The 23,066-nt window shown below is 59.6% G+C and carries 17 protein-coding genes; 13 read left to right on the forward strand and 4 right to left on the reverse strand.

Annotated features, from left to right (window positions below; all coding sequences use genetic code 11):
* Positions 1-157: 157 nt before the first annotated feature.
* Positions 158-1,000, reverse strand: a complete 843-nt coding sequence (locus tag ACWKV9_RS03800) for a 23S rRNA (adenine(2030)-N(6))-methyltransferase RlmJ (RefSeq protein ID WP_483834766.1) — start codon at positions 998-1,000, stop codon at positions 158-160.
* Positions 1,001-1,196: 196 nt separating this feature from the next.
* Between ACWKV9_RS03800 and ACWKV9_RS03805 the strand changes: the two genes are divergently transcribed.
* A complete protein-coding gene (locus ACWKV9_RS03805) occupies positions 1,197-1,460 on the forward strand; it encodes a hypothetical protein (RefSeq protein ID WP_483834767.1) in 264 nt (87 codons plus the stop codon).
* A gap of 112 nt (positions 1,461-1,572) precedes the next feature.
* On the opposite strand, the gene gbdR is transcribed toward ACWKV9_RS03805, so the two are convergent.
* A complete protein-coding gene (gbdR, locus tag ACWKV9_RS03810) occupies positions 1,573-2,676 on the reverse strand; it encodes a choline metabolism transcriptional regulator GbdR (RefSeq protein ID WP_483834768.1) in 1,104 nt (367 codons plus the stop codon).
* 522 nt (positions 2,677-3,198) lie between these two features.
* Positions 3,199-4,575: an L-serine ammonia-lyase gene (locus tag ACWKV9_RS03815; RefSeq protein ID WP_483834769.1), complete on the reverse strand. Its 1,377-nt coding sequence runs from the start codon at positions 4,573-4,575 to the stop codon at positions 3,199-3,201.
* Positions 4,576-5,060: 485 nt separating this feature from the next.
* Here ACWKV9_RS03815 and choX point away from each other — a divergent pair, with 485 nt between their 5' ends.
* The 12 genes from choX (at position 5,061) to yccS (ending at position 22,333) form a co-directional block, all read left to right on the forward strand.
* Positions 5,061-6,008, forward strand: a complete 948-nt coding sequence (gene choX / locus ACWKV9_RS03820) for a choline ABC transporter substrate-binding protein (protein WP_483834770.1) — start codon at positions 5,061-5,063, stop codon at positions 6,006-6,008.
* Between the two features lie 68 nt (positions 6,009-6,076).
* A complete protein-coding gene (gene choW, locus ACWKV9_RS03825) occupies positions 6,077-6,922 on the forward strand; it encodes a choline ABC transporter permease subunit (RefSeq protein WP_483834771.1) in 846 nt (281 codons plus the stop codon).
* Positions 6,919-8,097 (forward strand): choline ABC transporter ATP-binding protein, encoded by a 1,179-nt coding sequence (gene choV / locus ACWKV9_RS03830; protein WP_483834772.1) that lies wholly within the window; start codon positions 6,919-6,921, stop codon positions 8,095-8,097. Before choW ends, choV begins: the two co-directional genes overlap by 4 nt.
* Positions 8,098-8,366: 269 nt before the next feature.
* On the forward strand, positions 8,367-8,960 hold the full coding sequence (gene betI, locus ACWKV9_RS03835) for a transcriptional regulator BetI (RefSeq protein WP_483834773.1): 594 nt from the start codon (positions 8,367-8,369) through the stop codon (positions 8,958-8,960).
* A gap of 80 nt (positions 8,961-9,040) precedes the next feature.
* The gene (gene betB / locus ACWKV9_RS03840) at positions 9,041-10,513 is read left to right on the forward strand and encodes a betaine-aldehyde dehydrogenase (RefSeq protein ID WP_483834774.1); all 1,473 of its coding nucleotides are present in this window, start codon (positions 9,041-9,043) and stop codon (positions 10,511-10,513) included.
* Positions 10,514-10,675: 162 nt separating this feature from the next.
* On the forward strand, positions 10,676-12,385 hold the full coding sequence (gene betA / locus ACWKV9_RS03845; protein ID WP_483834775.1) for a choline dehydrogenase: 1,710 nt from the start codon (positions 10,676-10,678) through the stop codon (positions 12,383-12,385).
* Positions 12,386-12,632: 247 nt separating this feature from the next.
* Complete coding sequence (locus tag ACWKV9_RS03850; RefSeq protein ID WP_483834776.1) at positions 12,633-14,075, forward strand: TldD/PmbA family protein; 1,443 nt, start codon at positions 12,633-12,635, stop codon at positions 14,073-14,075.
* On the forward strand, positions 14,075-15,400 hold the full coding sequence (locus ACWKV9_RS03855) for a TldD/PmbA family protein (RefSeq protein ID WP_483834777.1): 1,326 nt from the start codon (positions 14,075-14,077) through the stop codon (positions 15,398-15,400). Before ACWKV9_RS03850 ends, ACWKV9_RS03855 begins: the two co-directional genes overlap by 1 nt.
* Positions 15,401-15,534: 134 nt before the next feature.
* Entirely contained in the window at positions 15,535-16,977 is a 1,443-nt protein-coding gene (gene mdtD / locus ACWKV9_RS03860) for a multidrug transporter subunit MdtD (RefSeq protein ID WP_483834778.1), read from the forward strand.
* A 203-nt stretch (positions 16,978-17,180) separates the two neighbouring features.
* On the forward strand, positions 17,181-18,560 hold the full coding sequence (gene dbpA, locus ACWKV9_RS03865; protein ID WP_483834779.1) for an ATP-dependent RNA helicase DbpA: 1,380 nt from the start codon (positions 17,181-17,183) through the stop codon (positions 18,558-18,560).
* A gap of 152 nt (positions 18,561-18,712) precedes the next feature.
* A complete protein-coding gene (locus ACWKV9_RS03870) occupies positions 18,713-19,891 on the forward strand; it encodes a BaiN/RdsA family NAD(P)/FAD-dependent oxidoreductase (protein ID WP_483834780.1) in 1,179 nt (392 codons plus the stop codon).
* A 225-nt stretch (positions 19,892-20,116) separates the two neighbouring features.
* The gene (gene yccS / locus ACWKV9_RS03875; RefSeq protein WP_483834781.1) at positions 20,117-22,333 is read left to right on the forward strand and encodes a YccS family putative transporter; all 2,217 of its coding nucleotides are present in this window, start codon (positions 20,117-20,119) and stop codon (positions 22,331-22,333) included.
* Here yccS and ACWKV9_RS03880 read toward each other — a convergent pair.
* Positions 22,314-23,054, reverse strand: a complete 741-nt coding sequence (locus ACWKV9_RS03880; RefSeq protein WP_483834782.1) for a substrate-binding periplasmic protein — start codon at positions 23,052-23,054, stop codon at positions 22,314-22,316. The genes yccS and ACWKV9_RS03880 overlap by 20 nt on opposite strands.
* Positions 23,055-23,066: the final 12 nt, after the last annotated feature.

Here is a 23,066-nt window from a genome sequence, read left to right on the forward strand (position 1 = left end):
CAACATCCTTGTCACTGTCGGACTGCTATCGCGGGCAACCGCGCTCCTACAGCATCGGCGTGTTTTCACAAAACCGGTAGGAGCTAACGAGCAACGCGAGGCTGCGAAGCGGCCTTCCTGACACACCGCCTACACGACCCGGCCTTGCAAGGATCAATCAGGATTCAGCAATCAACCAATCCATCTTCCAGTCGCCTTGGGTCTGCCCCAGCGTCTTCGCCAGCCAGGGCAGCAACTGGCGCAGTTCGGCTTCCAGCCCCCAGGGCGGGTTGGCGATGGCCAGGCCTGAGCCGTTGAGGCTGTTCGGCGTGTCCAGCGGGTGTACCAGCAATTCGACGCGCAGCAATTTGGGCGCACCGGTTTCGGCCAGATCCTGATAGAAACGCTTGAGCGCGCGCTGGTCCTTGACCGGGTACCAAATGGCGGCGACGGTCTGGCGCATGCGGCTGACGGCTTCTTTGAGGGCGACCGAGCAGCGTTTCATCTCGTCGAGCTGTTCGAACGGCGGGTCGATCAACATGACCGCGCGCTTTTCATGCACCGGCAGCAAGGCCCGGGGAACGTGCCAACCTTCGCCCAGATGCACAGCGACGCGACGGTCGAATTTCATGTTGTCTTTGAGCAGTGCGCCGTCTTCCGGGTGTTTCTCGTTGAGCAGCACGCGGTCTCGTTCGCGGGTAGAGCGGCGTGCCAACTCCGGGGAGCCAGGGTAATAACGCAGCTCACCGGTCTTGCGGTTCATGTGCTTGATGACGTCCATGTAGTCTGACGCCAGCTCGGGCAAGTCGGTGGCATCCCACAAACGGCCGATCCCTTCGATCCATTCACCGGTGCGCGTGGCCTGATCGCCCTGCAGGTCGTACAAACCAATGCCAGCATGCGTGTCGAGGTAGGCGAACGGCTGCTCTTTGCGCGACATCAGGGCGAGGATGCGAGTCAGGACGATATGCTTGAAGACATCGGCGTGGTTGCCGGCGTGGAAGGCGTGACGGTAATTCATGGCAGCTCCTGGAAGGCCGCGCAGTTTAGCAAAACGGACGGTCTTTGGCAGACCGCTCATAGGCTGGGCGGAACCCAAGGCTACTTAACCGAAAACGACGTGTTCATAGGTATCCCAGTCATTGGCGACAAGAGCGCTTGCCGACGCCGATGGGCGATACCAGAATCAGGCCAAAGCCAATTAAGGAGCGAACGTCATGATGCATGCGGACCTGATCGACCAGGAAGACTTGATCAGCCAACTGAGAGCAATAGGGTTCGAGACGTCGTCCAGCGCCACCGCAGAACAAGCCTGCGCCCAGGCCGTGTGCGGCCTGAATGACGACCGCGCCCGCGCGTTGCGACAATTGGTGGAGAAAATGCTGACCGGTAGTGCAACGATTCTGCCAGCCGTGCGCCAGGCGATTGATCAACAGTTGTTGCCTGCGCTGGCGGCGTATAAGCAAAACCGTAGCGCGTAGATCATGGTGCGAGCTGTAGGAACGCGCAGGCCCGCGATTGCGGTGTGTCAGTCACCAGTCAGATGACTGACATGCTTCTATCGCGGGCAACCGCGCTCCTACAAGTAACGATCTACAACCGCACGCTTGCGAACGTCGATTCGTTGCGGGCCTGGCTCAACGCTGACAACGGGCCTGACAACGGCGCCAGCACCATCGCTTGCGGAATCGGCATCATCGCCACTTGTTGCGCCGTATTGGAACCCACGCGTTCGTCACGCGGCGGGATGCCGAAGTATTCGCGGTAGCACTTGGAAAAGTGCGGCGTAGAGACAAAGCCGCATACCGACGCCACTTCGATGATCGACATCGGCGTCTGCTTGAGCAACTGCCGCGCCCGAATCAGGCGCAGCTTGAGGTAGTAGCGCGAGGGCGAGCAGTGCAGATACTTCTGGAACAGTCTTTCCAGCTGACGGCGGGACACGGCGACATACACCGCCAGTTCGTCCAGATCGATTGGCTCTTCAAGATTGGCTTCCATCAGCGCGACGATTTCCTGCAGCTTCGGCTGATTGGTGCCTAGCATGTGCTTGAGCGGCACGCGCTGGTGATCCTGCTCGTTACGAATGCGCTCGTAGACGAACATTTCCGAGATCGCGGCGGACAGTTCACGCCCATGATCGCGGCTGATCAAGTGCAGCATCATGTCCAGCGGCGCAGTGCCACCAGAGCTTGTGAAACGGTTACGGTCCAGCGTAAACAGGCGCGTGCTCATGGCTACGCGTGGGAAAGCTTCCTGCATCGCGGCCAGACATTCCCAATGCACGCTGCAATCAAAACCGTCGAGCAAACCGGCGCAGGCCAAGGCCCAACTACCCGTACACACAGCACCGAGACGACGAGACTGACGCGCCTGGCTTTGCAGCCAGCTCACATGTTCACGAGTCACCGTGCGTTGGATGCCGACGCCGCCGCAGACGATGACGGTGTCCAGCACCGGCGCTTTGTGCATGGAGGCATCAGGGGTGATTTGCAGACCGTCGCTGGCCCAGACCTGACCGCCATCGGCAGTTAACGTGGTCCAGCGATACAGCTCACGACCTGAGAGCTGGTTGGCCATGCGCAGTGGCTCGACCGCCGACGCGAGGGAAATGAGCGTGAAATTGTCCAGCAGCAAAAAGCCGATGGATTGCGGCGCACGGTTCTGGGGTTGGGCCCCTGAGTTGAACGAAGTCATCACGGTATCTCCTCACGAAAGCGATTGATGGCCCCCACACGAGGCTCTTGTTGTTTGCTCTCATTTGCGTAGAGAGCTTAGGCATTGCAACGCAAATGCCATGCCTAAACTTGAATGAGCATTCAATAAACCCTGATTGCGACGTCGTGATGCGTCTATTCGGTAGCGACACGACCATTCGATTAGCGACGTTTGGCCCGCCAAGCCACGCCGATAAAGGAGAGGTGAGCAATTCGGTAGCACTTGAGGGTCGGCCTGAATAGCCCTTAGAAACATCGTGTCACCACAAGCACAGGTGACCGACGGTTAGCGGTGTAACGCCCGATTTACATGGCGTTGCGCCATGTGGGCGGTGCGGCGCGCTAAAAAGTTGCGGCGCGGTCGGGATATGATCGAAAAGCGAGCAGGCGTAACTCAATCTGTAGGAGCGCGCTTGCCCGCGATTAAGTTGCGTCAGCCAATATTCCAGTCACAGACAGACCGCTATCGCGGGCAAGCGCGCTCCTACAGCGGATATATCGTTCAGCATTCAACGGCACTAACGGCCAAACCACCGCGCGAGGTTTCTTTGTACTTGTCGTGCATGTCAGCGCCAGTGTCGCGCATGGTGCGGATGACGCGGTCCAGCGAGATAAAGTGCTGACCATCCCCACGCAAGGCCATCTGCGCCGCGTTGATCGCTTTCACGGCAGCAATCGCATTGCGTTCGATACACGGCACCTGAACCAGCCCGCCGACCGGATCGCAGGTCAGACCCAGATTGTGTTCAAGCCCGATTTCCGCCGCGTTGCACAACTGCGCAGGCGTGGCGCCAAGAATGTCCGCCAGCCCCGCCGCCGCCATCGCGCAGGCCGATCCGACTTCACCCTGGCAACCGACTTCAGCGCCGGAGATCGACGCGTTCTTTTTGCATAGAATCCCAATGGCAGCCGCCGCCAGAAAATAATCGACGACATTGGCTTCGCTCACCTCGTCGCTGAACTTGACGAAGTAATGCAACACGGCAGGAATAATCCCCGCCGCGCCGTTGGTGGGGGCCGTGACCATGCGCCCGCCCGCTGCGTTTTCTTCGTTGACGGCAAGGGCAAACAGGTTGACCCACTCCATCGCGCTCAAGGTCGAGCCGATGACGTTGGGCTTGCCCAGCTCCTGCAAGCTTCGATGCAAACGCGCCGCCCGGCGACGCACATTCAGGCCGCCCGGCAAAATACCTTCGTGCTTCAAGCCCTGCTCGACGCAATCCTGCATCGCGCGCCACAGTGTCATGAGCCCGGCGCGGATTTCTTCCTCGCTGCGCCATATCTTTTCATTGGCGAGCATCAATTCGGAAACCCGCAGCCCATGCTTTTCGCACAACATCAGTAATTCATCAGCACTGGAGAAGTCGTAAGGCAGCACGGTGCTGTCCATGTCCAGCACGCCGCTCGCCGCTTGCGCCTGATCGACGACGAAGCCGCCACCGACCGAGTAGTAAGTGTCGCGATGAAACTCCCCGGTTACATCGTGAGCAACGATCGTCATGGCGTTCGGGTGAAACGGCAGGTTTTCGTCGATTAGCTGCATGTCGCGCTGCCACACGAATGGAATCGCACGATTGCCGTTCAGTTGAAGAATGTCGGTTTCTTTCAGCTCGGCAATGCGCAGGCCGATCACTGAAGGATCAATCGCGTCCGGCCACTCCCCCATCAGGCCCATGATTACGGCGTTATCGCTGCCATGGCCGATGCCGGTTGCCGAGAGCGAGCCGTACAGACGAACTTCCAGGCGTGTTATCTGTTCCAACTGACCGCGTTCGCGCAAACCTTGCACGAACAGCGCCGCAGCGCGCATGGGACCAACGGTGTGAGAACTTGAGGGGCCGATACCGATCTTGAACAGGTCGAACACGCTGATAGCCATGAACCGCACACCTCCGAAAGCAAGACTTCCGGCGCGCCAAACGGCCGGTGACGGAGCTGCTACGCTCAAGCTGCTGTCCGTCTAGATGGCCGCATCATCAGCCTTTTACCTCGGAGGACGACGTCTCACACCGACTCACTCATGCCCACTAACGTCGCTTTGGCGAGCCGACTCGCGCAGCGCACTTTGCTTGCGGTTTCGTGACACTTTTGGCCGCTTTTGGCCGCACCCGCAGCCAAAAAGCGCGTCCACAGGAGAGAAAAAATCTGTAAGCGACGTCACTGACACTGGATGCGACCCTCTATGTACTGGTTACGACGCCCCCTGTAGGCGTTTGTTTTTCCCTGTTACATGATCAGTCCCGACTCGATCGCCACACGCAGTGATAGAGCGTTGCGCAACTTGACTCGCCAACACCAAAAAAGGCGTCCGCCTGGCTGACAATGAGCAGCGGATACCCAAAAAAATACCTAAGGAGTCCAACCATGAAAGGTTCACAAAAGTTGTTGCTGGGCGTTGCGCTGAGTCTGCCATTGCTGGCTCAGGCGGCCGAACCCGCCCAATGCGCGACTGTCAATTTTTCCGATGTAGGCTGGACCGACATCACTGTCACCACCGCAGTCACCAGCGCCGTTCTTCAGTCCCTCGGTTACAAAACCAAAACCACCATGATTTCCGTGCCTGTGACCTACAAGTCCTTGGCCGACGGCAAGAACATGGACGTTTTCCTCGGCAACTGGATGCCGACCATGGAAAACGACATCAAGGCTTATCGTGACGCTGGCACTGTAGAAACCGTTCGCGCCAACCTGGAAAACGCCAAATACACCCTGGCCGTTCCTCAAGCGCTGTACGACAAAGGTCTTCATGATTTCGCCGATATTGTCAAATTCAAGAAAGAGCTGGACGGCAAAATCTACGGTATCGAACCGGGCAACGATGGCAACCGCCTGATCCAGAGCATGATCGACAAGAACGCCTTCGGCCTCAAAGAGGCAGGCTTCAAGGTCGTCGAGTCAAGCGAAGCCGGCATGCTGTCTCAGGTTGATCGCGCCGCGCGCCGCAACACTGACGTGGTGTTCCTGGGCTGGGAACCGCACCCGATGAACACCCGCTTCAAGATCCAGTACCTCACCGGTGGCGACGACTATTTCGGTCCGAACTTCGGGCAAGCGACGATCTACACCAACACCCGCAAGGGCTATACCCAAGAGTGCAGCAACGTCGGCCAGCTGCTGAAAAACCTGGCATTCACCCTGCCGATGGAAAGCTCGCTGATGGGAAACGTGCTGGACGACAAAATGAAGCCTGATGTCGCCGCCAAGGCGTGGATCAAGAAAAACCCGCAGGTGCTCGACACCTGGCTGGCTGGCGTGACCACCGTGGACGGTAAACCAGGCCTGGAGGCCGCTAAAGCCCAGTTGACGAAGTAACCGGCAGGCAGGCGGGCGAGTCCCGCCTGTTGTCCTAAATTTCCTCCCGTATGCGGACAATCGATACCATGCTGACTGATCACAAAATCCCCCTGGGCCAGTACATCGCGGCCTTCGTCGAATGGCTGACCCAACACGGCGCCAGCACGTTCGACGCAATCGCGTCGTCACTGGAAACCATGATTCACGGCCTGACCTCTGGCTTGACCTGGTTCAACCCCTTTGTATTGATCGGCCTGATTGCTCTGCTCGCTCACTTCATCCAGCGCAAGTGGGGCCTGACGGTATTCGTCATTGTTTCCTTTCTGCTGATCCTGAACCTGGGCTACTGGGTTGAAACCATGGAGACGCTGGCGCAGGTGTTGTTCGCTACCGCCGTCTGCGTGGTGATCGGCGTGCCGCTGGGCATCGTTGCCGCGCACAAGCCGATGTTCTACACGATCATGCGTCCGGTCCTGGACTTGATGCAGACCGTTCCTACTTTCGTTTACCTGATTCCTACCCTGACCCTGTTCGGTCTGGGTGTGGTGCCGGGTCTGATTTCAACGGTGGTGTTCGCGATTGCCGCGCCTATCCGCCTGACGTACCTGGGCATCCGCGATGTACCCCATGAACTGCTCGACGCGGGCAAAGCGTTCGGTTGCTCGCGCGGCCAACTGCTGTCGCGCATCGAACTGCCCCACGCCATGCCGAGCATCGCGGCCGGTATCACCCAATGCATCATGTTGTCGCTATCGATGGTTGTGATCGCGGCACTGGTAGGTGCAGACGGCTTGGGCAAACCCGTGGTCAACGCACTGAACACTGCTGATATCGCCTTGGGCTTCGAAGCGGGCCTGGCGATCGTATTGCTTGCGATCATGCTCGACCGTATCTGCAAACAACCTGACGCACAGGTCAAGGGGGACGCATGAGCATCATCAATTTCGAAAACGTCGACGTTATCTTTTCCAAGGACCCTCGCGAGGCGCTCAAGCTGCTGGATCAAGGTCTGAACCGCGAACAGATTCTGAAAAAAACCGGCCAGATTGTTGGTGTCGAAAAAGCCTCGCTGAGCGTTGAAAAGGGCGAAATCTGCGTCTTGATGGGCTTGTCCGGTTCGGGCAAATCCAGCCTGCTGCGCTGCATCAACGGCCTCAATACCGTCAGCCGTGGTTCGCTGTTCGTTGAGCACGAAGGCTCGCAGATCAACATCGCCAACTGCACCCCTGCCGAGCTGAAAATGATGCGCACCAAACGCATCGCCATGGTGTTCCAGAAGTTCGCATTGATGCCTTGGCTGACCGTGCGCGAGAACATCAGTTTCGGCCTGGAAATGCAGGGTCGTCCCGAGAAAGAACGGCGCAAGCTGGTGGACGAAAAACTTGAGCTGGTGGGCCTGACGCAGTGGCGTAACAAGAAGCCCGACGAGCTGTCCGGCGGCATGCAACAGCGTGTCGGCCTGGCCCGTGCGCTGGCGATGGATGCCGACATCCTGCTGATGGACGAACCGTTTTCCGCACTCGATCCGCTGATCCGCCAAGGCCTGCAAGACGAACTGCTGGACCTGCAGAAAAAGCTCGCAAAGACCATCGTATTCGTAAGCCACGACCTGGACGAAGCGCTCAAACTGGGCAGCCGCATTGCGATCATGAAAGATGGCCGGATCATCCAGTACAGCGTGCCGGAAGAGATCGTGCTCAACCCGGCCGACGACTACGTGCGGACTTTCGTCGCCCACACCAATCCGCTCAACGTACTGTGCGGGCGCAGCCTGATGCGCACTGTCGACAATTGCACCCGCGTGAACGGTTCGGTGTGCCTCGATCCGGGCGGTGATTCCTGGCTGGATCTGGCCGAGGGCAACACCATCACCGGCGCCCGCCAGAACGGCGCGCAGTTCGATTTGCAGAACTGGGCACCGGGCCAGGCGATGGACACTCTTGATCGCCGCCCGACCGTCGTGCATTCGGACATCGGCATGCGCGATGCCCTGCAGATCCGCTACCAAACCGGTCACAAGCTGGTGCTGCAGGAAGACAACCGCGTGGTCGGGATACTCGGCGACAGCGAGTTGTATCACGCCCTTCTCGGCAAAAACCTGGGGTAACGATTGTAGGACCGCGCCTGCCCGCGATTGCCATTGGTCAGTGACAAATTCGCTGGCTGACACACCGCAATCGCGGGCAAGCGCGCTCCTACAGTTACTCATTTACAGGACATATTTCGCCATTTCTTGAAGCTCAAAGCTTGAAGCTTTCAGCTGCTGTTCATCGCCCATTGTTTTTTGTTGATTGAACGTTCAATAAAAAATTGTTAGGGTGCATGTCGCTTTTCAGTCATTGCGCTCATCCCCGGCAAGCCCAAGGAGCCACATCGATGCCCAAGGTCGGTATGCAACCCATTCGTCGTCAACAGCTGATCCACGCCACGCTCGAGGCGGTCGATCAAGTGGGCATGGGCGATGCCAGTATTGCGCTGATTGCCAAACTGGCAGGTGTGTCGAACGGCATCATCAGCCACTACTTCCAGGACAAGAACGGCCTGATCGCAGCGACCATGCGTCACTTGATGAATGCCTTGATCATCAACGTTTCCGAACGCCGACAGGCGCTCACCGATGACAGCCCGCGAGCCCACTTGAAAGTCATCATCGAAGGCAACTTCGACGCCAGCCAGGTCAACGGCCCGGCCATGAAAACCTGGCTGGCCTTTTGGGCCACCAGCATGCACCAACCCTCGCTGCATCGATTGCAGCGCATCAACGATCACCGCCTGTATTCGAACCTGTGCTGCCAGTTCCGACGCGTGCTCTCGCTGGACGAAGCGCGTAATGCTGCCCGAGGCATGGCGGCGTTGATTGACGGTTTGTGGTTGCGCGGCGCCCTGTCTGGCGACGCTTTCGATACCGAACAAGCGCAGCAGATCGCCTACGAATATATGGATTTCCAACTGGCGAAAGCAGCGCGCTGAAGCGCTCACGCCCACCGCTGAAATGATCGACGCGCCAGCCGCGCCCGGTCACAGCTCACACAAAGATTACTGAGGATTTTATGGCCCGTTTCGAACTGCAAAAACTCTACATTGACGGTGGTTACGTCGACGCCAGCAGCGATGCCACCTTCGAAGCCATCAACCCGGCCAACGGCGAAGTACTCGCCCACGTTCAACGCGCCACCAAAGGAGACGTCGAGCGCGCCGTGATCAGCGCCGAAAAAGGCCAGAAAGTCTGGGCCGCGATGACCGCCATGCAGCGTTCACGCATTCTGCGCCGTGCCGTCGACATCCTGCGTGAGCGCAACGATGAGCTGGCCGCGCTGGAAACCCTGGACACCGGCAAAGCATTTTCCGAAACCAAGTACGTGGACATCGTCACCGGCGCCGATGTGCTGGAGTACTACGCAGGTCTGGTGCCAGCCATTGAAGGCGAGCAAATCCCGCTGCGCACCTCCTCCTTCGTCTACACCCGCCGCGAACCGCTGGGCGTCACTGTCGGCATCGGCGCGTGGAACTACCCGATCCAGATCGCCCTGTGGAAATCCGCGCCAGCACTGGCTGCCGGTAACGCGATGATCTTCAAGCCGAGTGAAGTCACGTCGCTGACAACTCTGAAACTGGCCGAAATCTACACCGAAGCCGGCTTGCCTGATGGCGTGTTCAACGTGTTGACCGGCGCTGGCAGCGAAGTCGGCAGCTGGCTGACCGAGCACCCGCGCATCGAGAAGATCTCGTTCACCGGCGGCGTCAGCACCGGCAAGAAGGTCATGGCCAGCGCGTCGAGTTCTTCACTCAAAGAAGTGACGATGGAGCTGGGCGGCAAGTCGCCGCTGATCATTTTCGACGACGCCGATCTGGATCGCGCCGCCGACATCGCGATGATGGCCAACTTCTACAGCTCCGGTCAGGTCTGCACCAACGGCACGCGCGTGTTCATTCCTCGCGCCTTGAAGGCAGCCTTCGAAGCCAAGATCGTCGAGCGTGTGAAGCGTATTCGCGCCGGCAACCCGGAAGACGAAAACACCAACTTCGGCCCGCTGGTGAGCTTCGCCCACATGGAAAACGTGCTGGGTTACATCGCCAAGGGCAAGGAAGAAGGCGCCCGCCTGTTGATCGGTGGTGAACGCCTGACCGATGGCGAGTTCGGCAAAGGCGCGTTCGTGGCCCCGACCGTGTTCACCGATTGCAGCGACGAGATGACCATCGTCAAAGAGGAAATCTTCGGCCCGGTCATGAGCATCCTCAGCTACGACAGCGAAGAAGAGGTGATCCGCCGCGCCAACGACACCGACATGGGTCTGGCAGCGGGCGTTGTGACCAAAGACCTGAACCGCGCCCACCGGGTGATTCACCAGCTCGAAGCCGGCATTTGCTGGATCAATGCCTGGGGCGAATCGGCGGCAGAAATGCCGGTCGGCGGCTACAAGCAGTCGGGCGTTGGTCGCGAAAACGGCATCAGCTCGCTGGCGCAGTACACCCGGATCAAATCCGTGCAGGTTGAGTTGGGTGAATACGCTTCGGTGTTTTAACGGCTGCCCTCTCTTTTTAGGAGCGCGCTTGCCCGCGATGACGTCGGCACATCCAACACTGTTGGCGTCTGATACACCGCAATCGCGGGCAAGCGCGCTCCTACAGGTTTCGTCCGCGCTTCTACGTATCACCCCGATCACCTTTCAAAGAGGGAACATTTAATGTCCCAAGAATTCGACTACATCATCATCGGCGCAGGTTCGGCCGGTAATACATTGGCAGCCCGTCTCACCGAGGACGCAGGCGTCACCGTGCTGTTGCTTGAAGCAGGCGGCCCGGACTATCGCGCGGATTTCCGCACGCAAATGCCCGCCGCCTTGGCGTTCCCGCTGCAAGGCCGTCGCTACAACTGGGCGTATGAAACCGACCCAGAACCACACATGAACAACCGCCGCATGGAATGCGGTCGCGGCAAGGGCCTGGGTGGTTCGTCGCTGATCAACGGCATGTGCTACATCCGCGGCAACGCGATGGACTACGACGGCTGGGCGAAAAATCCGGGCCTCGAAGACTGGAGCTATCTGGATTGCCTGCCGTACTTCCGCAAAGCGGAAACACGCGACATCGGCGCCAACGATTACCACGGCGGCGACGGCCCGGTCAGCGTGACCACGCCCAAGGCCGGCAACAACCCGCTGTTCGCCGCGATGGTTGAAGCAGGCGTGCAAGCCGGCTATCCGCGCACCGATGACCTCAACGGTTATCAGCAGGAAGGCTTCGGCCCGATGGACCGTACCGTCACGCCGTTCGGTCGTCGCGCCAGCACGGCGCGCGGTTATCTGGATGACGCCAAGAAGCGCTCGACGCTGACTATCGTCACCCACGCCCTGACCGACCGCATTGTGTTCGACGGCAAGCGCGCCGTCGGCGTGGCTTACCTGGTCGGCGACAGTGATGCGCGCATCGAAGCCACAGCGCGCAAAGAAGTATTGCTGTGCGGCGGCGCCATTGCCTCGCCGCAGATACTGCAGCGCTCCGGCGTGGGTCCTGCCGAAGTCCTGAAAAAACTGGATATCCCGGTGGTTCATGATCTGCCGGGTGTGGGTGAAAACCTGCAGGATCACCTGGAGATGTACCTGCAGTACGCATGCACCGAGCCGGTCTCGCTGTATCCATCGCTGCTGTGGTGGAACCAGCCGCAGATCGGCGCCGAATGGATGTTCCTGGGCAAAGGCATCGGCGCCAGCAATCAGTTCGAAGCCGGTGGTTTCATTCGTTCGCGCGAAGAGTTCGAGTGGCCGAACATTCAGTACCACTTCCTGCCGGTCGCGATTAACTACAACGGCAGCAAGGGCGTTCAGGAACATGGTTTCCAGGCGCACGTTGGCTCCATGCGTTCTCCGAGCCGTGGTCGTGTGCAGGTCAAATCGAAGAACCCGCGCGAGTACCCAAGCATTCTTTTCAACTACATGTCCAGCGAGCAAGATTGGCAGGAGTTTCGCGACGGCATCCGCCTGACTCGCGAGATCATGCAGCAGCCGGCACTGGACAAGTACCGTGGCCGGGAAATCAGCCCAGGCATCGAGGTGCAGACTGATGAGCAGCTGGATCAGTTCGTCCGCGAGCATGCCGAAACCGCGTATCACCCTTCTTGCTCCTGCAAGATGGGCACCGATGAAATGGCCGTGGTCGATGGCGAAGGTCGTGTACACGGCATGCAGGGTCTGCGCGTAGTGGATGCGTCGATCATGCCGCTGATCACTACCGGCAACCTTAACGCGCCGACGATCATGATCGCCGAGAAAATCGCCGACAAGATCCGGGGTCGTGCGCCATTGCCGCGCAGCACAGCGGACTACTTCGTGGCGGGCGACAAGCCGGCGCGTAGCAAGCCCGTTCGAGAAGTGAGCCGCACTGCCAGCTCAGCGTAACCCCCTGTAGGAGCGCGCTTGCCCGCGAAAACGTCGTGTCAGTCACCTCATCAGGTACAGACAGATTGCAATCGCGGGCAAGCGCGCTCCTACAGTTGTGGCGACCCCGCAAGATTCCCCCGCTTGCCGCTACCCTCCCGCAGGCCTAATCTAGAGCCCGCGCTATCGCTCCACCCCTCCGCCACCACGGCCCGCATTTTGCTTCGAGTGCTTGTTCAGCCTGAAGCCGTCCAAGGAGCCTTTCTGCATGTTCGATTTTTCCGCTCAACTCAAGCAGCGGTTTGCCGCGCTGCAGAGCAGTGCCCAGTTCTTCTCCCTGCGCTACGTCAAACAAACCAGCCAGCACTTATCGGTGCGCAAAAACGTCGCTGCGCCGCCGCATCTGAGCACTGACGAAGGCGCCATGCTGACCGTGCGCATCAACGGCGTCGAAACCTACGCAGCCACCAACGACATTTCCCAACGCGGCCTGCAAGCGGCGCTGGAGCAGGCCGAATCACAGGCGCGGCTGTTGGCGCCTCATGCGCTGCTCAATCTAAGCGAACAGAGCGTCTCCAGCAGTCGCGCCGACTACCTATCGCCCAACATGTCCAGCGCTTTCCCGTCGCTCAGTGATTGCTACGCCCTGCTTAGCGCTGAGTCAGCCGCCGTGCCCAAGGACGATCGCCTGGTGAATTGGCAAGTCAGCCTGGGCCTGGAAAACGTCGAGCAGATCTACCTCAACAGCGCGGGCGCCGAGATTCGTCAGGCCCAGCGCTACGTGTTCCCGGACCTGAGCGTTACCGCGTTCGACGGCCACGACAGTCAGTCCCGCAGCCTGGGCCGTGAGAACTTCGGTCAACAGGGCGGCGCTGAAGTCATCGCCACTTGCGGCCTTGTGGGCGCCGCAACAAAAATTGCCGATCAGGCGCTGCAACTGATCATGGCGCCCAATACGCCCTCCGGTCCGCGCGACCTGCTGCTGACGCCTGACCAGATGATTCTGCAAATCCACGAATCCATCGGCCACCCGCTGGAGCTGGACCGCATCCTCGGCGATGAACGCAATTACGCCGGCACCAGCTTCGTCAAGGCGAGCGACTTCGGCACGCTGCAATACGGTTCGAACCTGCTGAACGTGACCTTCGACCCGGACATCCCCGAGCAGCTGGCAAGCTATGGCTACGACGACGACGGCACCAAAGCGACCAAGCAATTTCTGATCAAGGACGGCGTGCTGGTCCGGCCCCTGGGCGGCGCGCTGTCGCAATTTCGTGCGGGGATGGACGGCGTCGCCAACAGTCGGGCGTGCAGCTGGAATCGCGCGCCCATCGACCGCATGGCCAACCTCAACATCGAGCCGGGCGACAAGTCGATGGCGCAGCTGATCGGCGGCATCGAGCACGGCATTTTGATGAGCACCAACAGCTCGTGGTCCATCGACGATGCGCGCAACAAATTCCAGTTTGGCTGTGAGTGGGGTCAACTGATCGAGAACGGCGAACTTAAGGGTGTGGTGAAGAACCCCAACTACCGTGCGATCTCGGCGCAGTTCTGGCGCAACCTCAGTGCCGTCGGCGACGCCAGCACGTTCAAGGTCCTTGGCACGCCGAACTGCGGCAAGGGCGAACCCAATCAGGTGGTACGCGTGGGGCATGCATCGCCCGCCTGCGTGTTCTCCAATGTCGATGTATTCGGAGGTGACGCCTGATGTCTCACCACATTCAGTTCAAGGCGCTGGTCGAATCGCTGCACGGCGCGATCACCCATCAAGAACGTTTTACCCTCAGCTACAACGCCGAGGAATCGGATTTCATCCGCTTCAATCACGCCAAAGTGCGCCAGGCCGGTCATGTGCAGCAGGCCAGCGTGGATTTCAAACTGATTGACGACGGCCGCCACGCCAACCTCAACCTGACCCTGTCAGGCGACGGCGATGTGGATCGTCAGCGGCTGTCCGACGCCCTGCATCAGTTGCGCGACACCCTGACGCTGTTGCCGGAAGATCCTTACCTGCTGCTCAACGAAAACGACTGGCAGAGCACCAATGTGCAAGACCAGCCGCTGCCCGATCGCGACCATGTGGTACAGCAGATCGCCCAACTCGGCGAGGGACTGGACCTGGTCGGTATCTACGCGGCGGGCCCGCTGTATCGTGGCTTTGCCAGCTCAAGTGGCGCGTTCGGCTGGCATCAAGCCAACAGCTTCAATTTTGACTGGAGCCTGTTCCACGAGAACGGTCAGGCAGTCAAAGCCAACTACGCCGGGCACAATTGGAGCGATGAAAGTTTCGCACGCCGCTTCAATCTGGCCCGTGAGCAGTTGGCGTTTCTCGGACACCCGGCGCGAACACTGGCGCCGGGGCAATATCGTGCTTATCTGGCCCCTGCGGCAGTGGAAGAAATTATCGGCATGCTGGGTTGGGGCGGGTTTTCCGCTCAGTCGCTGGCTGACAAAAGCAGCCCGCTGCAACGTTTGTACAGCGGCGACCTGTCGCTGAGCCCGCTGGTGAGCATGGATGAGCAGGTCAGCGGTTCGTTGTCCCCGGCATTTTCCGGCGAGGGGTATCCACGTTCGGATCTGTCGTTGGTGGTTGAGGGCGCAGCTCGGGACCAACTGGTCGGTTCACGCAGCGCGGCGGAATACGGTTTGAAGGCCAACGGCGCGGGCTGGGGTGAATCGCCCAGTGCATTGAGCATGAAGGGTGGCTCGCTTGGCCTGGACGACGTGCTGAAAACGCTGGGTACTGGTCTGTACATCAGCAATTTGTGGTACCTCAATTTCTCGGACCGCAGCGCCGGACGCATGACGGGTCTTACGCGATTTGCGACGTTCTGGGTCGAAGACGGCAAGATCATCGCGCCGGTCAGCACCATGCGTTTTGACGACAGCGTGTTCAGCCTGCTCGGCGGCGCACTGGAAGCACTGACCACGGAAAGGGAACTGATTCTGTCGACGAGTACCTATAGTCAGCGCGACACCAGTTCGAACCTGCTGCCGGGCGCGCTGATCAGCAAACTGACGCTTACGCTCTAAGAACACTGTAGGAGCGCGCTTGCCCGCGATAGCGATTTGTCTGGCACAGAAGATGTGAATGACACACCGCAATCGCGGGCAAGCGCGCTCCTACAGCGATAGTCCTCCATAACAACACAGGACCCACGCCCCACATGCCGACCACAACCCCGCAGCTGGACGCCAGAACCCTGCGCTGGATGCCCTGGGTCATTGCCATCGCTTTCTTCATGCAAAGCCTGGACGGCACGATTCTCAACACCGCCCTGCCCTCCATGGCCGGCTCGTTATCCGAAGACCCGCTGCGCATGCAGTCGGTGATCATCGCCTACATGCTCACCATCGCCCTGCTGATTCCGGCGTCGGGCTGGATCTCTGACCGCTTTGGCATCAAGCGCATCTTCTTCAGCGCTATTTTGTTGTTCAGCTTCGGCTCGCTGCTGTGCGCGCTGGCGAATTCCCTGAGCATGCTGGTGGGCGCGCGAGTGATTCAGGGCCTGGGCGGCGCGCTGATGATGCCGGTCGGACGGCTGATCGTCTTGCGCGCCTACCCAAGAACCGAGCTGGTGCGGACCCTAAGCTTCATCACCATGCCTGCGTTGCTCGGGCCCTTGATGGGTCCGACGGTAGGTGGCTGGCTGGTGGAATACCTGAGCTGGCACTGGATCTTCCTGATCAATATCCCGGTCGGGATTCTGGGCTGCTTTGCCGTGCGCAAATTTATCCCGGATTTGCAGGGCGGCGGGCGCACGCGCTTCGACATGGTCGGTTTCCTGCTGTTCGGCGCATCGATGGTGCTGATCACTATTGCACTGGAGGGCTTGGGCGAGCTGCATTTGCCGCATCTGCGGGTGGTGATGCTTCTGTTCGGCGGCATGGCGTGTCTGGCGGCGTATTGGTTGCGCGCCAGTCATGTGGAGTCGCCGTTGTTCTCGGCTTCGCTGTTCAAGACCCGCAGCTTTGCCGTGGGCATCATGGGCAATCTGTTCGCCCGTTTGGGTAGCGGTGCGCTGCCGTTTCTGGTGCCGCTGATGCTGCAAGTCGCGCTGGGCTATTCGCCGTCCCACGCGGGGATGAGCATGATCCCGCTGGCATTGGCGGCCATGTTCGCCAAGCCGCTGGCGACCAAAGCCATCGAGCGTCTGGGCTATCGGATCGTGCTCACGGGCAACACGCTGCTGCTGGGCATTTTGCTGGCGAGCATGGCGCTGATCAGTGCCGAGACGCCTTACTGGGTGCTGTTGATTCATCTGGCGTTGCTGGGTGGCGTCAATTCCCTACAGTTTTCCGCGATGAATGCCGTCACGCTGATTGATCTGGACGACGCCAACGCGGCCAGCGGCAACAGTTTGTTGTCGGTAGTGGCGCAGTTATCGTTGAGCCTTGGCGTGGCTTGCGCCGCTGCGTTACTGGGCGGATTTACCGATGACGTGGCGACTGGGGAAGTCAGCAGCGTGCTGGGCGCGTTCCAGCTAACGTTCCTGTGCGTCGGTGTGCTGGCGATGCTGGCAGCGACGATCTTCTTGCAGCTGTCGCCCCGGATTACGCCAGAGAACCCGCCGCGCAAGCCGCAGCCGGAGCCCGAGATCGAGGCGTGATCGATCCGCCCCTGTAGGAGCGGATTCATTCGCGAGGGGCCGGGCCGGACGAAGCATCTGTATCGACCGTACCGACGTCTCGCGAATAAATTCGCTCCTACAGGGTTTGTGTCCCCAAGTACTGCCATTTATCGCCAGCGCCCCCAAGGCAGGGGTCGCGACCTGATACACTGCGCGACATTTTGTTTTGCAGGCTCACTCTTGTGACTAACACCGCGTTCAACACCTTGCCCCTTTCCGCCGCCATGCTGGCTAACCTGGAGTCCCTCGGTTATGCCCAGATGACGCCGATTCAGGCGCAGAGCCTGCCGGTGATTCTCAAGGGCATGGACCTGATCGCTCAGGCCAAGACCGGCAGCGGTAAGACCGCAGCCTTCGGTATCGGCCTGCTCAACCCCATCAATCCGCGCTTCTTCGGCTGTCAGGCGCTGGTGCTTTGCCCGACGCGCGAACTGGCTGACCAGGTCGCCAAGGAAATCCGCCGTCTGGCGCGTTCCGAAGACAACATCAAAGTCCTGACCCTGTGCGGCGGCGTGTCGTTCGGCCCGCAGATTGGCTCGCTGGAGCACGGCGCACACATCATCGTCGGCACCCCGGGCCGCATCCAGCAGCACCTGCGCAAGGGTTCGCTGGTGCTGGACGGTTTGAACACGCTGATCCTCGACGAAGCCGACCGCATGCTCGACATGGGTTTCTACGACTCCATCGCCGACATCATCGAGCAGACGCCGACCCGCCGTCAGACCCTGCTGTTCTCCGCCACTTACCCGGTGGGCATCAAGCAGCTGTCGTCCAAGTTCATGCGCGACCCGCAGACCGTCAAGGTCGAGGCGCTGCACGCCGACAGCCAGATTGAGCAGATCTTCTACGAAATCTCCCCGGAACAGCGTCTCGAAGCAGTGGTGAAAGTGCTGGATCACTTCCGTCCGCAGTCCTGTGTCGCGTTCTGTTTCACCAAGCAGCAGGTTCAGGAAGTGGTCGATCACCTGATCGCCAAGGGCATGTCGGCGGTCGGTCTGCATGGCGATCTGGAACAACGTGATCGCGATCAAGTGCTGGCGATGTTCGCCAACCGCAGTACTTCGGTGCTGGTAGCGACTGACGTCGCCGCTCGCGGTCTGGATATCGATGGGCTGGACATGGTGCTCAACGTCGAGCTCGCGCGGGATTCGGAGATCCACATCCACCGCGTTGGCCGTACCGGCCGTGCGGGCGAGACCGGCATCGCCGTCAGCCTTGTCGCCCCGTCGGAAAGCCAGCGTGCTCGCGCCGTTGAAGAATTGCAAAAAGCGCCGTTGAACTGGCAGCAATACGACAACCTGACCCGCAGTGAAGGCGGCAAGCTGCTGCCACCGATGACCACGTTGTGCATCGGTTCGGGCCGCAAGGACAAATTGCGCCCGGGCGATATTCTCGGCGCATTGACCGGTGAAGCGGGCATTCCGGGGACTCAGGTTGGCAAGATCGCGATCTTTGATTTCCAGGCGTACGTCGCCGTCGAACGCAGCATGGCCAAACAGGCGCTGGAGCGCTTGAACAACGGCAAGATCAAAGGCAAGTCGCTGCGCGTGCGGATCTTGTAAGGTTTCCAACGCCTCTTTGTAGGAGCGCGCTTGCCCGCGATTGCGGTGAGTCAGGGCATAGATGTCTTACTGAACCACCGCAATCGCGGGCAAGCGCGCTCCTACAGGTTCACCGCCGCCCCCTAGCTTGTTTACACCCCGAGGAATCCGCTTTGCCCGTTACTGACGTTGTGATCATCGGCGCTGGCGCCGCAGGTTTGTTGTGCGCCTTCACTGCCGCCAATCGTGGGCGCAAGGTGATGTTGATCGATCACGCGAACAAGCCGGGCAAGAAGATCCTCATGTCCGGCGGCGGGCGCTGTAACTTCACCAACATGTACAGCGAACCCGGTAACTTCCTTTCCGAGAATCCGCACTTCTGTAAATCGGCCTTGGCGCGCTACACCCAGTGGGATTTCATTGAGCTCGTCGCCAAGCACGGCGTGCCATACCACGAGAAAAAGCTCGGACAGCTGTTCTGCGACAACAAGTCCAGCGACATCCTTGAGCTGCTGCTGGATGAGTGCAAAAAGGCTGGCGTAGAGCTGCACATGGACACCGCCGTGCAGCAGATCGAGAAGGTCGACACTGGCTATCTGTTGCAAACCACACTGGGCAATATCAATTGCCAATCGCTGGTGGTTGCCACGGGCGGCCTGTCGATCCCGACTCTGGGCGCAACCGGCTTTGGCTATCAAGTGGGCAAGCAGTTCGGCCACACGCTGCTGCCGACTCGTGCAGGTCTGGTGCCGTTCACCATCACCGACCAGCTCAAAGATCTATGCACTGAGCTGTCGGGCACGTCGGTGGATTGCCTGGTCATCTGCAATGACACCAGCTTCCGGGAAAACATCCTTTTTACCCATCGTGGTCTCAGCGGGCCGGCGATCCTGCAGATTTCTTCGTTCTGGTTGCCGGGCGATGCGGTAGAAATCAACCTGATGCCGGACCACGACGTGCCGAGCTGGCTGGCCGAGCAGCAAGCCGAGCGCCCGAACAGCGAGCTTAAAACCCTGCTGGGTGAAATCTTCACCAAGAAGATGGCCAACCTGATCGCGGAGCATTGGTTCGCGTCCAAGCCGATGAAGCAATACACCCACGCAGAGCTTGCCGATATCGCTACCAAACTGGCCAGTTGGCAGGTAGTTCCGGCAGGCACTGAAGGTTATCGCACGGCTGAAGTCACTCTTGGCGGCATCGACACGCGGGAGGTCTCGTCCAAGACCATGGAGTCGTTGAAGTCACCGGGGTTGTACTTTGTCGGTGAAGTGCTGGACGTCAGCGGCCATCTGGGCGGCTTCAACTTCCAGTGGGCCTGGGCGTCAGGGTTCGCGGCTGCGCAGTTCGTGTAAGCACCGTTGAATCGCTTTTGTAGGAGCGCGCTTGCCCGCGATAGCGGTGGGTCAGGTTTGAATCCGGCACAGACAGAACACAATCGCGGGCAAGCGCGCTCCTACAGCGAGGTCGCAGCGCGTAAAAGAATAAATTTCACCTGCCCGATGTACAGCCCTCGTTGATCGCTGTACATATCCGTCAGTGACAATTGATATATCGCGAACAAGGCAGTCAGCGTTCATATGGCATCGAAAATCAAATCGTTGCGTAACACCTTCCGCCGCCTGTGGGCGCTGGACAAATTCAGCTACAGCGTTCGGGTGTTCATCGCACTGACCGGCAGCATGGCGCTGTGCTGGTATCAGGGCGAGATGAAGCAGCTGATTCCGCTGTTCCTCGGGATTATCGCCTGCGCACTGTCTGAAACCGACGACAGCTGGCAGGGCCGCCTCAATGCACTGGCGGTGACGCTGGTGTGTTTCAGCGTCGCCGCGCTGTCCGTCGAACTGCTCTTCCCCTACCCCATCCTGTTTGTCTGCTCGCTGGCAATGGCCGCGTTCTGCCTGACCATGCTCGGTGCGCTGGGCGAGCGCTATGGGGCGATTGCCTACGGCACCTTGATTCTCTCGGTTTACACGATGATCGGCGTCGATCAACGCGGCGGCGAGGTCACTGACTTCTGGCACGAACCGATGCTGCTGGTGGCAGGTGCAGCGTGGTACGGCCTGCTCTCGGTGCTGTGGCAGATGCTGTTCTCCAATCAGCCAGTGCAACAAGCGCTGGCGAGGTTGTTCCGCGAGCTGGGTTTGTACCTGAAGATCAAATCCGAGCTGTTCGAGCCGATCAGAACCCTGGATGTAGAGGCGCGCCGGCTCGACCTGGCCAAGCAAAACGGCAAGGTCGTGGCGGCGCTGAACTCGGCCAAAGAGATCATCCTAAACCGCGTCGGAAATGGCCGACCGGGCTCGAAGGTGAGCCGCTATCTGAAGCTGTATTTCCTGGCGCAGGACATCCATGAGCGCGCCAGTTCTTCGCACTACCCGTATAACTCGCTGGCCGACGCCTTTTTCCACAGCGACGTGCTGTTTCGCTGCCAACGCCTGTTGCGTCAGCAAGGCACGGCCTGTCGCGATCTATCGATATCGATTCAATTGCGTCAGCCGTTCATTTACGACGACAGTTTTGCTCACGCACTCAATGATTTGCGCGCCTCTCTGGAGCACCTTCGCATCCAGAGCAATCCTGCATGGCGTGGCTTGCTGCGTTCGCTTCGCGCGTTGGCTAACAACTTGGGGACGCTGGACCGACTGCTCAGCGACGCCAGCAACCCCGATGCGCTGGCAGACGCCACCGACAGCAGCTTGCTGGATCGCTCGCCACGCAACTTGAAAGACGTGTGGAATCGCCTGCGCCTGCAACTGACCCCGACTTCCTTGTTGTTTCGCCATGCGCTGCGACTGCCGCTAGCGCTGGTGGTGGGCTACATCATGGTTCACCTGATTCATCCGTCCCAGGGTTACTGGATCATCCTGACCACGGTATTCGTCTGTCAGCCAAGCTATGGCGCGACGCGGCGCAAACTGGGGCAACGGATCATTGGCACGGCCATCGGCCTGACCATCGGCTGGGTGCTTTTCGATGTGGTGACTGCGCCGATTCTGCAATCGATGTGCGCGGTCATCGCCGGGGTGGTGTTCTTCGTAAACCGCACCACGCGCTATACGCTGTCCACAGCGGCAATCACCGTAATGATTCTGTTCTGCTTCAATCAGGTGGGCGACGGCTATGGGCTGTTTCTGCCACGTCTGTTCGATACGCTGCTGGGAAGTCTGATTGCGGGGCTGGCGGTGTTCCTGTTTCTGCCGGACTGGCAAGGCCGACGCCTGAACAAGGTGCTGGCCAATACGCTGACCTGCAACAGCATTTACCTGCGCCAGATCATGGAGCAATACGCAGAGGGCAAGCGCGATGACCTGGCTTACCGCCTCGCCCGACGCAACGCGCACAACGCGGATGCAGCACTGTCGACGACGTTAGCGAACATGTTGATGGAGCCAGGGCATTTCCGGAAGGAAGCCGACGTAGGGTTCCGCTTTCTGGTGCTGTCCCACACGCTGCTCAGTTATTTGTCCGGGCTGGGCGCCCACAGGGAGACGCCATTACCAGCCGAGGTACGCGAGCAGTTGATCGAGGGGGCTGGCGCCAATTTGGCTAGCAGTATCGATGAGATTGCGCAGAGCCTGGCGAGTCGGCAACCGGTGGCCATTCAAAGTGACGCCGAGGAAGCGCTGGCGGCGGAGCTGGAGCAGATGCCCGAAGAGCTCGACGAAGGGCAACGGCTGGTGCAGACGCAACTGGCGCTTATCTGCCGCCAGCTCGGGCCGCTGCGAACCCTTGCTGCACACTTGATCAAGGCGCCAACGGATGAACCCGCCGACCTTACAAACCGTGCAGCTTGAACAGCTTGTCGTAGCTCCCATCGGCTTTCATGGCCGCGATTTCCTGATCGAAACGTGCAACGATCTTTTCGTGCTCGGGGTTCTTCAGGCTGACCAGAATGTGCAGGGTATTTTCGGCCAAGGATGTAGGCAAAAACTCCACGCTAGTCTGCACATCCTGCGGTTCACGGCTCAGCGCGTAGCGCGCGGCGTATTCATCCTCAACGGTTAATTCGACGCGGCCTGCGGCTAGCATGCGTACTGCGGTGGAGAAATTGGCGACCGGCACCTTTTTCAACTCCGCATCATTGTCGAACGCAGGCGAGTACGCGTAACCACGCACAACCGCAACGGTGTGCGGATGCAGCTGTGCGAGATTCTTGTAATCGACATCGAAACCCTTGCGCTTGATGAAGCGCAACTGGTTGGTCAGATAGGTAGCAGAAAACTGGCCGATGCGGGTACGTTCATCGCTGTACCACGCGTTGATCAAAATGTCGTACCGACCTTCGGTCAGCCCATGGACGGCGCGAGCCCAAGGCACTTGCTCGTATTCTGTGGAGTATCCAGCGCGGCTCAAGGCAGTGTTGATCAGATCGGTAGCCAACCCGCCATTGAGTAACGAAGTATCGGCATATGGGGCCCAGGCGTCGCCCGCCATGCGTAACGTATCTGCCGCCGCAGCAGTGTGGGCCACCCAGATCAGACCCAAAAACCCCATGGTTCGAAGCAAGCCCGGCATGCTCAAGATCCT

Source organism: Pseudomonas corni (genome assembly GCF_057128765.1).

Bases quoted from the DNA above. Each gene is read 5' to 3' on its own strand.
- ACWKV9_RS03800 (WP_483834766.1), bottom strand. From the start codon at position 1,000: ATGAATTACCGTCACGCCTTCCACGCCGGCAACCACGCCGATGTCTTC.
- ACWKV9_RS03805 (WP_483834767.1), top strand. From the start codon at position 1,197: ATGATGCATGCGGACCTGATCGACCAGGAAGACTTGATCAGCCAACTG.
- gbdR (WP_483834768.1), bottom strand. From the start codon at position 2,676: ATGACTTCGTTCAACTCAGGGGCCCAACCCCAGAACCGTGCGCCGCAA.
- ACWKV9_RS03815 (WP_483834769.1), bottom strand. From the start codon at position 4,575: ATGGCTATCAGCGTGTTCGACCTGTTCAAGATCGGTATCGGCCCCTCA.
- choX (WP_483834770.1), top strand. From the start codon at position 5,061: ATGAAAGGTTCACAAAAGTTGTTGCTGGGCGTTGCGCTGAGTCTGCCA.
- choW (WP_483834771.1), top strand. From the start codon at position 6,077: ATGCTGACTGATCACAAAATCCCCCTGGGCCAGTACATCGCGGCCTTC.
- choV (WP_483834772.1), top strand. From the start codon at position 6,919: ATGAGCATCATCAATTTCGAAAACGTCGACGTTATCTTTTCCAAGGAC.
- betI (WP_483834773.1), top strand. From the start codon at position 8,367: ATGCCCAAGGTCGGTATGCAACCCATTCGTCGTCAACAGCTGATCCAC.
- betB (WP_483834774.1), top strand. From the start codon at position 9,041: ATGGCCCGTTTCGAACTGCAAAAACTCTACATTGACGGTGGTTACGTC.
- betA (WP_483834775.1), top strand. From the start codon at position 10,676: ATGTCCCAAGAATTCGACTACATCATCATCGGCGCAGGTTCGGCCGGT.
- ACWKV9_RS03850 (WP_483834776.1), top strand. From the start codon at position 12,633: ATGTTCGATTTTTCCGCTCAACTCAAGCAGCGGTTTGCCGCGCTGCAG.
- ACWKV9_RS03855 (WP_483834777.1), top strand. From the start codon at position 14,075: ATGTCTCACCACATTCAGTTCAAGGCGCTGGTCGAATCGCTGCACGGC.
- mdtD (WP_483834778.1), top strand. From the start codon at position 15,535: ATGCCGACCACAACCCCGCAGCTGGACGCCAGAACCCTGCGCTGGATG.
- yccS (WP_483834781.1), top strand. From the start codon at position 20,117: ATGGCATCGAAAATCAAATCGTTGCGTAACACCTTCCGCCGCCTGTGG.
- ACWKV9_RS03880 (WP_483834782.1), bottom strand. From the start codon at position 23,054: ATGCCGGGCTTGCTTCGAACCATGGGGTTTTTGGGTCTGATCTGGGTG.